The sequence below is a fragment of the Aristaeella hokkaidonensis genome, from assembly GCF_018128945.1.
Taxonomy (GTDB): Bacteria; Bacillota; Clostridia; order Christensenellales; family Aristaeellaceae; genus Aristaeella; species Aristaeella hokkaidonensis.
In genome coordinates this window covers 710,595-724,864 of record NZ_CP068393.1, presented here as the reverse complement: position 1 = coordinate 724,864, position 14,270 = coordinate 710,595, and the positions used below count along the sequence as shown (strand labels likewise).

The following is a 14,270-nucleotide window of genomic DNA, read 5'->3' as shown; positions in this document are numbered from 1 at the left end:
ATATCCTTATCTCAGCACATACGTCAGGATAATGGAAAAAAGCAGCACGCCTGCTGTCGCAAGGGCTACAATTCTGGCCATCCTGGTTCTTGTACTCTGCTTTTTGTTCGTCATGGTGATATATGCTCCTTCCTGTCTGCAGCAGTTGCAACGATTATATCATGACACCCTGAAAAGGGAAAGAGGAGACCGTTTTCCGCGGTCTCCTCCCCTTATTGAATACCGGCTTAAACCGGTTCCCGTTTATGCTTCGGGTGTCTGGTCAGAATCACCGCTTCTGCTGCGGCGGGGTCTGGGTTCTCCGCCTTCCGGTTTGAAACTGGCTGTGTAAGCCGATTCTTCATCCGATCCGGATCTGGTATAACGTCCGTACGGATTCTTTGTACCGGTTCCGTAAGTCTTTCCGTTACCCGTTCCGGAAGAAGGCGTTGTCGGCGTTACTCTGGGCTTTGTTGTGCCCGCGCTGCCCGTATAGTTTCCGGTCCGTACCCTGGCAGCATTCTGTGCGGAAGCAGCATTACCTGTTCCTGTTCCGTTTCCGGTACCGGGCTGTGCCGCCGTTCTGGGCTTGTTCTGCTGTGCTGCCCTGTTCTGTTGTGCAACACGCTTCTGGGCCATTCTCTGGGCTGCTTTCCGTTTGCGTTCACGCTGCAGATACCAGTAGTATCCGCCGCCTGCGCCGGCAGCCAGCACCAGACCGGCAGCAACCCATCCGGCTCCGCCGCCTGTGCTCTGTTCCTGCGGGAATTCGGTGATTTCTTCTGTTGCCAGCGGTTCAGGAGACTGGGAAGGCTCTTCAGTAGCTAGCTCTGTCTTGCCTTCAATATAGGCCATGGCCCTGTCCACAACCGCAGCAGGATCAGCTGCGTCTTTATAGAACTTCTCCAGTTCCATCTTCAGCTCTTCCTGCTTCATAGTTCCTGCCTTCACCTGATCGATCAGGGAGTTGACAAATTCATTGTTCTCAAACTCGTTTTCCGGCAGCGGTTCGGGAGTGGCAAAAGGATCAAATGGTTTATAGCTTACAGCAGCTCCCGCGGCAGGATTCACCCATTCACTGACCTTCTGGTCTTCAGCGGTTACGATACCTGTGGGACTTCCGGTTGTAGTCGGTGAAGATCCTGTATTATTGTTTGTTGTACTCTGGGTGCTGTTGTTGGTCAGTCCCTCTCTGTACTTGTCAGACTGGAGGAACTGTTCAGCTTCGCTGACAGTCATCTGTTTGAAGTACTTGCCGTTCAGGTAACCCATCTGGCCGTCATAGGAGACTTTGTACCAGGTTTCGCCGTCGGCCTGTACAGAACCATAGACAATGAATGTCGCGTAGCGTTTCATCAGGCGGATCCTTCTGGAACTGGAGCTGGGTTCCGTACGGAAATTCACCGCATCTGTTGTCACATAACCGTAGCAGCTCAGCTCATTCGGATCATATGTATAGGGTGCAATAGTCACATTGGGAATCGGCGTGTCCTGTGGCTGCAGTTTTTCTTCGTAAGCGGCCATTTCTCCGTAAGACATAATCCGGATCAGGTCTGCCCGGACAAATCCCCAGCGTCCGTCATGTTCGATTTCGTGCCATGCAATACCATCCTGGTAGATCTGGCCGTACACATACACGATCTTGTTGACCGGAAGCTCTTCCTTGATTGCGCTTGCGGCTGTCGGCCTTTCACGTACCGGGATACCGTCACCGATGGTGATTCCATATCCGCTGCGCTGCGGAGGCTCCTGTGTCGGCTCAACCGGTGTAGGAGCGGGCGCAGGGGTATCGGTCGCTACATACGGCGTTGCTGTCGGGGCCGTGGTAGGCGTATCGGTCGGAGCTGTAGTCGGTGTAGCTGTCGGCGCTGTGGTCGGCGTATCTGTCGGAGCAGTAGTCGGCGTAGCTGTCGGTACTGTAGTAGGCGTAGGCGTCGGAGCCGTAGTCGGCGTAGCTGTCGGTGCCGTGGTAGGTGTCGCTGTCGGCGCCGTGGTAGGTGTGGCCGTCGCGAAGAATTCCTCTCCTGAATAAATGGGAGCAGGACTGGATTGTGCTTTATCCCATGCTGCACTGTCTTCTTCAGTCAGCGCATCAAGGTACTCTGTCATAATGTATCCGGTTTTCCCGTTCACCTGTGCGTATGTCCAGACTTCATTATTGTCATACTCTTTGGTATGGATCATATACACATAAGTGTTTTTGCCCAGCTGGCTCAGCTTGCTGGATTTTGTGCTGGGATCCTTGCGGAAGAACACCTTGCTGTTTGTCTTGCCGTAACGGTTCATCATCTCGCCCACAGGGATTTCCGGAGCAGGTGTTTCCACATCGGGCTGGCTGGCAGCAGGCTGGTCAGTTTCGGATTTTTCGGTTTCAGGATTGTTGGTGTCAGGTCCGGCGGGTTCCGGTTTATCAGCAGGAGCAGGTTCCGCAGCAGGTGCCGGTTCAGCAGCAGGAGCAGGCTCCGCAGCAGGTGCCGGTTCGGCAGCGGGAGCAGGCTCTGCGGCCGGTTCCGGTTCAGCAGCAGGAGCAGGCTCCGCAGCAGGTGCCGGTTCGGCAGCGGGAGCAGGCTCTGCGGCCGGTTCCGGTTCAGCAGCGGGAGCAGGCTCCGCGGCGGGTTCCGGTTCGACGGCGGGAGCAGGCTCCGCGGCGGGTTCCGGTTCAGAAGCGGGAGCAGGCTCCGCGGCAGGTTCTTCAGTCCGCGGGAACAGTTCTTCTTCAGTCAGCACAGGAACGCGCGTCGGCTGAGAATTGTCCCAGGCGTCACTGTCTTCCTGTGTCAACGGATCCAGGAACTCAGTTTTGATGTACCCTCTCCGCCCGTTCGCTTCAACATATGTCCAGCTTTCGCCGGCACTGTTCTGATCCGCGCGGTACATATACACGTGAACGCCCCTGTCCAGGCGTGTGAGTTCTCTGCCTTTCTTATTGGGCTGTTCACGAAGCGCAAGCTTCCCGACGTTAGTGATGCCGTAGCGATTAATCATCTCGCCGTCTGTGATCACAGGCGCTTCTGTAACTGTGGAAGTTTCCTTTTCCGGTTCAGCTGCGGGAGCAGGCTCAGCAGCAGGTCCCGGTTCAGCTGCGGGAACGGGCTCTGCGGCAGGTTCCGGTTCAGCTGCGGGAGCAGGCTCTGCAGCAGGTTCCGGTTCAGCTGCGGGAACGGGCTCTGCGGCAGGTTCCGGTTCAGCTGCGGGAGCAGGCTCTGCAGCAGGTTCCGGTTCAGCTGCGGGAGCAGGCTCTGCAGCAGGTTCCGGTTCAGCAGCAGACACAGGCTCTGCGGCCGGTTCCGGTTCAGCAGCAGGCACAGGCTCTGCGGCCGGTTCCGTTTCAGCAGCAGGCACAGGCTCTGCGGCAGGTTCCGGTTCAGCAGCGGGCACAGGCTCTGCAGCCGGTTCCGGTTCAGCGGCCGGCGTGGGGAATACTTCCTCGTATGTATAGATATGTGCCGGAATCGGCTGGGCATTGTTATATGCGTCACTGTCCTCATTCGTCAGCACAGTGATGAATTCACTCATCAGATAGCCGGTATGACCTTCTGCTTCAACCAGCGTCCATGCTTCTCCGGCGCTGTTGACGTCGGTATAGATCAGGTAAACCATCGTATCCGGAGCAAGTTCTCCGTATTTCCCGGCATTTTTGCTCGGTTCCTGGCGGTAATTGACCTTGGCAGTCGTCTTGCCGTAACGGTTAATGATTTCCCCGATCGGCATAACAGGCGCTTCTGTAGGCACTCCTGTCTGCACTTCGGGTTCCGGTTCGGGCTGCGGCTCGGTGTAGGGTTCCGGTTCAGGCTGTGGCTCGGTATAGGGTTCCGGTTCGGGCTGCGGCTCGGTATAGGGTTCCTGTTCGGGCTGCGGCTCGGTGTAGGGTTCCGGTTCAGGCTGCGGCTCGGTATAGGGTTCCGGTTCGGGCTGCGGCTCGGTGTAGGGTTCCGGTTCAGGCTGCGGCTCGGTATAGGGTTCCGGTTCGGGCTGCGGTTCCGTGTAAGGTTCCTGTTCATCCGGCACAGGCATCGGCTGGTCTGTTACTGTGGAAATATACAGATAAAATGCTTCCGTCATGCCGGTTTCCGGATCCGTTGCGGATACAGGTATGTAGCTGACGCCATCCATATATTCTCCTGCGTCCGTTACACCGGTCAGTATGGTGCCGGGTTCGGGAGAGTACTGATATTCATGCGCAGGATGGATTGCTGAAAAAGCGAGTCCGTCCAGCGGGGCATCCGCGGGAAGCAGCACCCAGAAGCAGCCTTCGCCTGCCTCAGTTTCTGTGGCCGGGAAGGCAGCAGCACTCTGCAAAACACCCATGCTGTCATACCAGCTGAGGCTGATCTGCAGTGCCGCCCAGTCATCACTTGCAGCTGATGCCATGGGCAGTGCGGAAAGTGCCAGCAGCAGAGCTGCCAGCAGTGCTGTCGCTCTTTTCAGGATCCATTGATGCTTGATCGTCATAATCCGGTCCTCCTGAATTGTATGTGATGAATGTAACAGCTCCCGGATATTGTACTGCCGTCAGTCTGCCATGTCAATGAAACCGGGCGCCGTTGGCCGCTTTGCTCTCCGGAAGGAAAAGCTGCGGGAACCGTCGAAAGAAGAAGGACGTAACCAATTATAGAAACGGAACGTCCGTTCGTTTCATTCCCGAAGGGGTTTATTTGCATGAGTTTTTTATGGAGCCGCTTCCTGGCAGCGCCGAAGAATCCTGATGGTTTTATGTCTCCGCCGGCCTTCTTTTACCGTCTGCCTGAGCTGGAAACTGAAGATCTGATCCTCCGCAAGCCTCGTATGAGGGATGCAAAGGATATCTTTCGTTATGCCTCAGATCCGGAAGTGGCGCGTTATGTTCTTTGGGAACCTCACCGCAGTGTTTCCGAAACCGCTTCATTTGTCCGGGATCTGCGCGTCCGGATCCGTGCGGGCTACCCTTCTTCCTGGGTTGTCTCTCTTCGGGAAACCGGCCTTGTCATCGGCACTATCGGTTTCGTCTGGTATTCCACCGATAACAATGCGGCAGAACTGGGCTACAGTTTCTCCCGGGAATACTGGAATCAAGGCTATGCCACCCAGGCCCTGCATGCCGTGATAGATTGTCTCTTTTCTTCCCTGCCCCTGAACCGTCTGGAAGCCCAGCATGATGTCCGCAATCCGGCCAGCGGCCGGGTAATGCAGAAATGCGGCCTCACACAGGAGGGTGTCCTGCGGGGCCGCATTATGAACAAAGGGGAATATATCGATACCGCACTTTACTCCATTCTTCGTTCAGACTGGGAAAAGAGTCAGCGGTAAGCGCTCATCCGGCGCTTGAAGACGTCTTCCCTGGCTACCGACCAGCCGAAGAATCCCATCACTTCACCCAGTTTCTGATACAGGCCGTGGCTGTAGGCAATCAGCCCGGCCTTTTCCAGATGCAGGCTTCCGCCGGCGTCCAGGAGATCCTCCCGTACCATAACGGAAACAACCTCGCCTACAAACATATCGTGGCTGCCCAGTTCCAGTGTATGCCGTACCTTGCAGCACAGGCTCACCGGTGCGCCTTCTACTGCCGGAGCAATATCCAGTCCTTCCGCCGGAATATAATTCAATCCGGTTTCCTTTGCCTTGTCCGTGTCCCTGCCGCTTTTAACGCCGCACAGATCCACGGGACGGGCCATTTTTTCATCCACAAGATTCACAACAAATTCACCAGATGCGCTGATCAGGCCATGTGAATAACGTTCCTTCCGGATGCTGACGGATACCATCGGCGGATCGGAATTGACCGTTCCCGCCCAGGCAACGGTAATCATATTGCGGTTTTCCGGCTTTTTCGGATCTCCACAGCTGACCAGCACCACAGGAGCAGGATTCAGCAGTGTGGAAGGCGGCAGAATCTGATAGCTGTACTTATCCATAATCTCTTTCCACTCCTTGAAGATTCATGGATTTAGTGTATAATATTTTTGTTATGCAGTCAATTTTACTGAAGGAGATGATGAGGGATGAACGCGTACCGTGGAAAACATGTTTCTTCCGCTTCCCGCCGTACCGGTCCCTCCTTGCGCCGCGGCCGTCATCAGGTGCGAAACCGTCATCGCCGGCGCTGGCTGATCCTTCTTTTAATACTGCTTGTTCTGATGATCTGTTATCCCCTGGTGGAAGCACGTCTTCTCCAGACGGAAAACATAACCCTTCAGAGTGATGATTTCCCGATAGAAGCAAACAACCTCCGGGTAGTTTATCTCAGTGATATTCATTACGGTTTCTGGTTCTCTGACGCGGATCTGAGCCGTCTGATCGGTCGGATCAATTCCCTCCGTCCTGACCTGCTGCTCTTTGGCGGAGACTATGCCACCGATAACGAAACTGCCATTAAATTCTTCCGCGCTTTGCAGAAACAGGGTACTATACACTCCCGTTACGGCATCTACGGTGTCATCGGTGAAGCTGACCGCGGAGAATCTGACACCACCTGCAAGCAGCTGACAGAGGCCATGACCAATGCCGGCGTTGTCCCGCTGGTCAATAAAGTCGCCCCTGTGAACATCGCAGGGCGGCAGATCTTCATTGCCGGTCTGGATGATAAGATTACCGGCAAGCCGGATATTAAAGGAATCGCCAAATCTGTCAATGCCGGTGACTACGTGATTCTGCTCTGCCACAACCCTTCCGTTATTCAGGAAGCCCAGGTTGCTGTGGATGCCTCCGGAAACCTCAGCTGGTTTGATCTGGGGCTTTTCGGCCATACGCACGCCGGCCAGATGACTTTCTTCTCTTCCGTGCTGAATATTGCGGAAGATGTTCCGGACAGATACCGCAGCGGCTGGCTGAAGGAAAACCGGGTGGATCTCCTGATTTCCCCCGGTATCGGAACCTCTGTTTTCCCTGGCAGGCTTTTCTGCTTCCCGACAATTCACTGCATTACGCTTACTTACTGATTTCTGATTGATAGAAAGGAACTGACATGCGCTCCGATACCCGCGTTCAACTGAACGATGTATCCTATTCCTACGAAGAGCAGGCTGCGCCTGCTCTTTCCGACGTCTCTGCGGTCATTCAGCCGGGAGAATTCGTCGCAGTGCTGGGCCATAACGGCTCCGGCAAATCCACAATGGCCAAGCTTCTCAATGCGTTGTATATCCCGACAGAAGGCAATGTCCTGGTCTGCGGTTACAACACCCGTGAGGAAAAATACGTCTGGGAAATCCGCCAGCGTGCAGGCATGATCTTCCAGAATCCTGACAACCAGATTGTTGCCACTGTCGTCAAGGAAGATGTTGCCTTCGGCCTGGAGAATCTCGGTGTCTCCACAGAGGATATGCTTCCCCGCATTGAGAGTGCCCTTTCCGCCGTACGCATGAGCAAATATGCGGACAAGGCGCCGCATCTGCTGTCCGGCGGCCAGAAGCAGCGTGTTGCCATCGCCGGCATCCTGGCGATGGAACCTTCTGTGATCATCGCAGATGAAGCAACAGCAATGCTGGATCCTTCCGGCCGTAAGGAAGTGCTCGAAACCATCCGCACCCTGAACCGCCAGAAGGGCATCACTGTTGTCTGGATCACCCACTTCATGGAAGAGGCTGCCCTGGCTGACCGTGTTCTGGTCGTAACCGACGGGAAGATCCGTCTTTCCGGCACTCCTGCAGAGGTTTTCGACCGGGTGGACGAGATGCGGGAAATGCATCTTGACGTTCCCCATATGACAGCGCTCGCGGGTGAACTCCGTGCGGAGGGTATGCCCCTGAAACCCGGTATTCTGACCGTGGATGAGTTTGTTGAGGAGGTGGAAAGACTATGCCCATTGAAGTCAGCCACCTGACCCATTGCTATTCCGAGGGAAGCGCCCTGCGGACTGTAGCCCTGGATGATGTTTCTTTCCGGATCAAAAATGGTGAGTTTGTCGGGATCATCGGCCATACCGGCAGCGGCAAGTCCACCCTCGTACAGCATCTCAACGGCCTGCTCAAGCCCACTTCCGGCCAGGTTCTGATCGACGGTGAGGATCTGAACGGTGAACATGTCAATCGTCGTGCCTTGCGTCAACGGATCGGCCTGGTTTTCCAGTATCCTGAATATCAGCTCTTTGAGGAGACCGTTGCGAAAGATATCGCTTTCGGTCCGAAAAACCAGGGGCTGTCTGCTGCTGAAATTGATGAACGGGTTCGTTATGCCATGGATTGCGTCCATCTGGATTATCAGAAATATGCCGAGCGCAGCCCCTTTGAGCTGTCCGGCGGCCAGATGCGTCGTGTTGCCATTGCCGGAGTTCTGGCCATGAAGCCTTCGGTTTTGATTCTGGATGAGCCGACCGCCGGCCTGGATCCCCGCGGCCGCGACAGGATCCTGGGTATGCTGGAAGAACTCCACGCCCGGGAAAATGTTACCATCCTGATGGTTTCCCACAGCATGGATGATATGGCCCGCCTGGCCAGCCGACTGATCGTCATGAGCGACGGAAAAGTCGTTGCTGACGGAACGCCCCGTGAAATCTTCATGCAGGAAGAAATGATGACCTCCATCGGCCTGGATATTCCGGAAGCCGCGCGTCTTTGTGCACGTCTCCGCGCTAAAGGGTATGATCTGCCCGCTGATCTGTTCCGTCCGGAACAGCTGAAGGAACAGCTGCTCCGTATCTGGAAGGAGGGATCCGCGTGCTGAACAATATCACCATGGGTCAGTACTATCCGGTGGACAGCAAAATCCATCGCCTGGATCCAAGGATCAAGCTGATTCTGACCATTGTGTTCATCGTCATTGTTTTCATGGCCAAAACCTTCCTTGGCTATGCGGTCATTCTGGGTTTTGTCTGGCTTACTGCCCGTCTGGCCAATGTCCCTTTCCGTATGCTTCTGCGCGGGCTGAAGCCCTTGCGCATCATTATCATCCTGACCTTCCTGCTGAATCTGTTTTTCACTACAGGCGAAACCGTCTGGGTGCAGTTCTGGGTAATACGTATTACGAAGGAAGGCTTCCTGCAGGCTGCGTTCTACTCCCTGCGGCTGATCTTCCTGGTTATCGGCACCAGCCTGCTGACCCTCACCACTTCCCCCGTTTCCCTGTCCGACGGAATTGAAATTTTGCTTTCCCCGCTGAAAGTCATTCATTTCCCGGCCCATGAGCTGGCCATGATGATGACCATTGCGCTGCGTTTCATCCCCACTCTGCTGGAGGAAACGGACAAGATCATGAAGGCCCAGATGGCCCGCGGCGCGGATTTTGAAAGCGGCAACCTGCTTTCCCGCGCAAAGGCAATGGTGCCGTTGCTAGTACCGCTGTTTGTCAGTGCTTTCCGCCGTGCAGGTGATCTGGCCATGGCAATGGAAAGCCGCTGCTATCACGGCGGTGAAGGGCGAACCCGTTTACGTGTCCTGAAACTGACCCGGAACGACTGGATTGCCTGCGGCGCGATGGCTGCGCTGCTTGCGCTGATTATACTGGAGGGAATGATCTTTTGAAACGGATCCTGCTGACAGTGGAATATGACGGCACCGCCTATGCCGGCTGGCAGCGTCAGATCAACGGTCTGGCAGTCCAGCAGGTATTGGAGGAAGCGCTTTCTTCTGCCTGCGGTCATCCGGTTACCGTTACCGGTGCTTCCCGTACAGATGCCGGTGTACACGCACTGGATCAGAAGGTCCATTTTGATACAGGCAGTACGATCCCTCCGGATAAATATCCCTTTGTGCTGAATACCATGCTTCCGCCGGATATCCGGGTACTGGAAGGCCGGGAAGTCCCGGCAGATTTCCATGCTCGTTTCCTGACCGCCGGCAAAACCTATACCTACCGTATCTGGAATGCCCGTCACGCCAGCGCCCTTCGCCGTAACACCCACTGGCACGTTCCTGTTCCGCTGAATGAAGCGCCGGTTCGCCAGGCACTTCTGACGCTGACCGGAAAGCATGACTTTGCAGCCTTCCAGGCTGCCGGCGGCACAGCCAAAACCACTATCCGTACCCTGCGTTCCGCCGATCTGGAAGTCAAGGGAAACGAATGGATTCTGACCGTCAGCGGCGATGCGTTCCTGTACAACATGGTTCGCATTATCGCGGGCACTGTTGTGGAAATCGGCCTGGGAAAATTCGGACCGGATGCCTTCACCAAAGCCTTTGAAACATTGGATCGTCTTGCGCTCGGCATGACTGCCCCCGCTCACGGCCTTGAATTGACCCAGGTTCGCTACCCGGAAAAAGCCTTTACCGACCCGTCATCCGTCAGATGGCATGAGGAAGAAACAAATGGTTCGACTGACTAATCTGAAGGTCCCTCTGGATTATACAGAGGAGGCTTTAAAAACCATTCTCCTGAAAAAATTGAAGCTGAATCCGTCTGATCTTGTCTCCTTTTCCATCTCCAGACGCAGTATAGACGCACGGGATAAACAGGACGTGCATTTTGTTCTTTCTCTCGATTTGTCTCTGAAAAACGAAACCGGCGCCCTTCGGAAAAACAAAAATCTCTCCCCCATTTCTGCTTCTCGCAATCATAATAATTCTGAATTCTTAATTCTGAATTCTGAATTAGGCCAGCGCCGACAACCAAAGGCATCGCCTTTGGTTGTCGGTGCCGGCCCTGCTGGTCTGTTTGCCGCGCTGACCCTGGCCCGTGCAGGAGCCCGCCCGGTTCTGATTGAACGCGGGAAACCTGTGGACCGGCGTACCAATGACGTCAACGCCATGCAGGAGCAGGGCGTCCTGGATCCCGATTCAAACGTCCAGTACGGTGAAGGCGGAGCTGGAGCTTTCTCAGACGGCAAACTGACCTGCGGCATCAAAAGTCCCCATGTCAGGAACATCCTGGAAACCTTCGTTTCCCACGGCGCACCGGAAGAGATTCTCATAGACCAGAAGCCTCATATCGGCACCGACCGTCTGAAAGGTGTTGTGGCGTCAATCCGGGAAGAAATCATCCGTCTTGGCGGCACGGTTCATTTTGAAACCCGCCTGGAAAAATTGATTATCCGCGGCAGCCACGTTGAGGGTGCAGTAATTTCCTGCAATGGTGAATCCCGTGAATTCCTCACGGATACCATCCTGCTTTGCATCGGTCACTCTGCCCGTGATACGGTTCAGACGCTTTTCAGCCAGGGCCTTCGTATGGAGCAAAAACCCTTTGCCATGGGTGTCCGGATTGAGCATCCCCGTGCTTTCATAGACCGCTCCCAATATGGTTCCTTTGCCGATCATCCTGCCTTGGGCGCTGCCTCCTATAAACTGATCTGTCATACGCCGGATGGCCGGGGCGTCTATACCTTCTGTATGTGTCCCGGAGGAGAAGTGATCGCTGCGGCGTCCCAGCCCGGCGGAGTCGTCACCAACGGCATGAGTTTTCACGCCCGTGATGGAGTAAACAGCAACTCTGCCCTTCTGGTTGGCGTCAGGCCTCAGGATTTTGGAGATGATCATCCCCTTGCCGGATTCGTTCTTCAGCGCAGTATTGAAAAGGCTGCCTTCCGTGCCGGAGGCGGCGGATTTATTGCGCCGGCCCAGCGCGTCGGGGATTTCCTGGAAAACCGGACTTCAGTCTCTTTTGGAGAGGTAATCCCCTCTTATCGTCCCGGAGTTGTCCCTGCGGACCTGCGGACTGTTCTGCCTGACTGGATCGTTGAAGACCTGAAAAAAGGAATCCGCGCCATGAACGCCCAGCTTTCAGGTTTTGCAAACCCGGACGCCGTCCTGACGGGACCGGAAACACGTTCATCTTCTCCTGTACGGATCAGCCGCAATCCTCTTGGTGAAGCCGAGGATCTGCGCGGACTATATCCGGTTGGTGAAGGAGCCGGTTATGCCGGCGGTATCGTTTCTGCCGCGGCGGACGGAATTACCGCCGCCCTTCATGTTTTGTCCGCCAATGATCTGATCTGACGAAAAAGCAAGACCGCCGGAGCTTTCATCGTTCCGGCGGTCTTGCTTTTTTTCATGCATATACAATATTAGAAACAAAGATTAATGGGCTAGCATCTGTTCTGCTTCTTCCCTTGTAATCAACTCTGCTGACAGTTGATGCGGCAGGCAGATAATCATATTCCACAGGATCCGGTCTTCCCGGTTTTCCAAAGTCACTTCACCTTGGTTGACGCAATCGTGTCCCTCGCAGTTTGCGTCTTCCATCCGGAAGCCGTTGGGTGTCAGGTGCAGCACGTTTACAAATTCAGAACCGTCAGCCAGTTTTGTCCGGATGGTTTTGCTGTACTCACCCTCCAGCGGAAGAGGCAGCAGACCGATGGGATTCGGCATTCTGACCAGAACGTAGGCAATGGAAGGATCATCATCCGTAATCTGCACCAGGAAAGGCTGATCCGTCGCTTCCGCTTCTGCTTTATTATCTTTCTTTTCTGCAACCGGAACCTCTGTTTTTTCTGGTTCAGCATTTAATACAGGAACTTCTTTTATATCTGTGGAAGGAACTGCTGTACTGACGTTCTCAGCATTTAATTCTGAATTCTGAATTCTGAATTCTGAATTATTGTTGCTGTTATTCAACAGCAATAACACTACTGCTGCAATAACAGCAATAACAACCACAGTCCCTGCAATCAAATACTTTTTCTTCATGGTTTCTCTCCGATCACTGTACCATATAATCCCCGGCTCCGGAAGAATAAGTTACCGTCCGGTCCTTTGCGATAAATACTGCTTCGATGCCTTCCAGGCTTTCAATCAGTTCAAGTCCCTTTTCTGTTCCCAGCACGAAAGCTGTCGTGGACAACGCGTCTCCCTCCATGGAGCTTTCAGAAAAAATAGTTACCGACGCCAGTTCGTTCTGTACCGGCCAGCCGGTTTCCGCGGAAAGCAGGTGATGATATCTTACACCGTCCAGATCAAAACCGCGTTCGTAGGTTCCGCTGGTCACCGTTGATCCGCCCTTATTCAGGGAGATGAGCATATATTCGCCGGTCTGTTTATCAATATCCTGAATACCTACTCTCCAGGATGTTCCGTCCGGCTTTGTGTTTCCGATTGCCACAATGTTGCCGCCAAAGGACAGAATCGCGTATTTCACGCCCCGTTCCTTCAGGTATGCTTTCACCCGGTCAGCAATATATCCTTTGGCAATGCCTCCCAGGTCTATCATCATCCCCTCCGGCAGCGTGACCTGATTCCCTTCCAGCTTCATTCTGGTGTAATCCACCAGTTCAGCTGCTTTGGCGATGGCTTCAGCATCCGGCAGTTCATGAGGCTCCTTGGTGAAATTCCACATGGTGGATACCGGCGCGATGGTCACATCAAAAGCCCCGCCGGATTTTCCGCTGATTTCCTGTGCGCAGCGCAGGATATTCATCGTATCATCCGACACTTCCACCGGTTCACCCTTAGCATGATTAATCCGCCATACATCGCTTCCTTCAATGGTACGGGACAGCATCTTTTCATACCGTCCGCATTCCTCCAGTGCGTCCTTCAGCACCTGCTTGTCTTCTGTATAGGCGGTCAGGGTGATTACCGTGTCCAGGTAAAAGCCAACTTCTGAAAGCTTCGGCGGTTTCTTTTCTTCCGCGCATCCGCTGCACAGCATCATCACAGCCAGCAGAATAACGCACAGCTTCGTTTTTCTTCTCAAGTTCCTGCTCCTTATACTATATCCGTCAATAGAAAAACCATAATCATATCATTATGAATTATGAATTCTTAATTCTGAATTGAGTTTCAGCGCTGTCAGCACCCTGTCCGTCACCACACCCGTCAGGCATCCCACAGCTGCTCCGATACCGATCAATGCGGGAAGGTAACTGATCAGAAGTCTGGTGTTGTTCATCACAAGGCAGGCCATCAGCACCTGTCCGATGTTGTGGGTCACTGCCCCTGCCAGCGAAGTACCCATCACCGGTGTAACAATGCCCTGATGGGTCAGAATCAGAACCACAATACCTGCAATAAACGCCAGTCCGATCAGGATGACGGTAACCAGCATTTCTCCCTGGGGATTCCTGTTCTTGCTCAGCAGGTAAATCTCCGCCGCGGCGGTCAGCAGGATCGTGGCAACCGCACCAGCTTCCGGCTTTTTCCGGAGCAGCAGCATAACAAGCAGGCTCAACACACCGCCGGACAGGCTGAACAGAATAGCGGACAGCGATCCGAAGAGGAAACCGGACAGCACTACTTTTGTCAGCATCAGCGCGACACAGCTTTTCCAGTCCATCAGGTAAACAGCATAAAGCAATACCGTATTGGCAAGCCCCAGCTTAATACCGGGAAGCACTCCTCCGAGAAGAGCCGAAACCGGTATCGCCCTGTCCATCAGGCCCAGCACAAGCGCAAGTGCTGTCAGCAGGCCGAACCTGGCGATTTTCTGTGTCTGCGGTCTCAAGGATTTTC

The 14,270-nt window shown here is 54.3% G+C and carries 12 protein-coding genes; 7 read left to right on the top strand and 5 right to left on the bottom strand.

Going from position 1 to position 14,270, the window contains the following annotated elements:
- Positions 1-243 precede the first annotated feature (243 nt).
- Positions 244-4,431: an SH3 domain-containing protein gene (locus JYE49_RS03385; protein ID WP_304583302.1), complete on the bottom strand. Its 4,188-nt coding sequence runs from the start codon at positions 4,429-4,431 to the stop codon at positions 244-246.
- Positions 4,432-4,638: 207 nt separating this feature from the next.
- Here JYE49_RS03385 and JYE49_RS03380 point away from each other — a divergent pair, with 207 nt between their 5' ends.
- Positions 4,639-5,265: a GNAT family N-acetyltransferase gene (locus JYE49_RS03380; protein WP_093956068.1), complete on the top strand. Its 627-nt coding sequence runs from the start codon at positions 4,639-4,641 to the stop codon at positions 5,263-5,265.
- Here JYE49_RS03380 and JYE49_RS03375 read toward each other — a convergent pair.
- The gene (locus JYE49_RS03375; RefSeq protein WP_093956067.1) at positions 5,256-5,870 is read right to left on the bottom strand and encodes a flavin reductase family protein; all 615 of its coding nucleotides are present in this window, start codon (positions 5,868-5,870) and stop codon (positions 5,256-5,258) included. The genes JYE49_RS03380 and JYE49_RS03375 overlap by 10 nt on opposite strands.
- A gap of 87 nt (positions 5,871-5,957) precedes the next feature.
- Between JYE49_RS03375 and JYE49_RS03370 the strand changes: the two genes are divergently transcribed.
- The 6 genes from JYE49_RS03370 to JYE49_RS03345 are packed head-to-tail and all read left to right on the top strand — an operon-like array spanning position 5,958 to position 11,819.
- The gene (locus JYE49_RS03370) at positions 5,958-6,893 is read left to right on the top strand and encodes a metallophosphoesterase (protein WP_093956066.1); all 936 of its coding nucleotides are present in this window, start codon (positions 5,958-5,960) and stop codon (positions 6,891-6,893) included.
- A 26-nt stretch (positions 6,894-6,919) separates the two neighbouring features.
- Positions 6,920-7,774, top strand: coding sequence for an energy-coupling factor transporter ATPase (locus JYE49_RS03365; RefSeq protein WP_093956065.1), 855 nt, complete (start codon positions 6,920-6,922; stop codon positions 7,772-7,774).
- Positions 7,750-8,613 carry an energy-coupling factor transporter ATPase gene (locus JYE49_RS03360; protein WP_093956064.1) on the top strand — a complete coding sequence of 288 codons (864 nt, stop codon included), beginning with the start codon at positions 7,750-7,752 and terminating at the stop codon, positions 8,611-8,613. The genes JYE49_RS03365 and JYE49_RS03360 overlap by 25 nt, the downstream gene beginning before the upstream one ends.
- Positions 8,607-9,410, top strand: coding sequence for an energy-coupling factor transporter transmembrane component T family protein (locus JYE49_RS03355; protein ID WP_093956063.1), 804 nt, complete (start codon positions 8,607-8,609; stop codon positions 9,408-9,410). Before JYE49_RS03360 ends, JYE49_RS03355 begins: the two co-directional genes overlap by 7 nt.
- Complete coding sequence (truA, locus tag JYE49_RS03350; RefSeq protein WP_179217186.1) at positions 9,407-10,210, top strand: tRNA pseudouridine(38-40) synthase TruA; 804 nt, start codon at positions 9,407-9,409, stop codon at positions 10,208-10,210. Before JYE49_RS03355 ends, truA begins: the two co-directional genes overlap by 4 nt.
- Positions 10,179-11,819 (top strand): NAD(P)/FAD-dependent oxidoreductase, encoded by a 1,641-nt coding sequence (locus JYE49_RS03345; protein ID WP_488153968.1) that lies wholly within the window; start codon positions 10,179-10,181, stop codon positions 11,817-11,819. The genes truA and JYE49_RS03345 overlap by 32 nt, the downstream gene beginning before the upstream one ends.
- 81 nt (positions 11,820-11,900) lie before the next feature.
- On the opposite strand, the gene JYE49_RS03340 is transcribed toward JYE49_RS03345, so the two are convergent.
- Genes JYE49_RS03340 through JYE49_RS03330 form a run of 3 tightly spaced genes read right to left on the bottom strand, consistent with a single transcriptional unit; the run spans position 11,901 to position 14,262 of the window.
- Positions 11,901-12,509: a NusG domain II-containing protein gene (locus JYE49_RS03340; RefSeq protein ID WP_093956060.1), complete on the bottom strand. Its 609-nt coding sequence runs from the start codon at positions 12,507-12,509 to the stop codon at positions 11,901-11,903.
- 13 nt (positions 12,510-12,522) lie between these two features.
- Entirely contained in the window at positions 12,523-13,515 is a 993-nt protein-coding gene (locus JYE49_RS03335; RefSeq protein ID WP_093956059.1) for an FAD:protein FMN transferase, read from the bottom strand.
- Positions 13,516-13,566: 51 nt separating this feature from the next.
- Positions 13,567-14,262, bottom strand: coding sequence for a Gx transporter family protein (locus JYE49_RS03330; RefSeq protein ID WP_093956058.1), 696 nt, complete (start codon positions 14,260-14,262; stop codon positions 13,567-13,569).
- Positions 14,263-14,270: the final 8 nt, after the last annotated feature.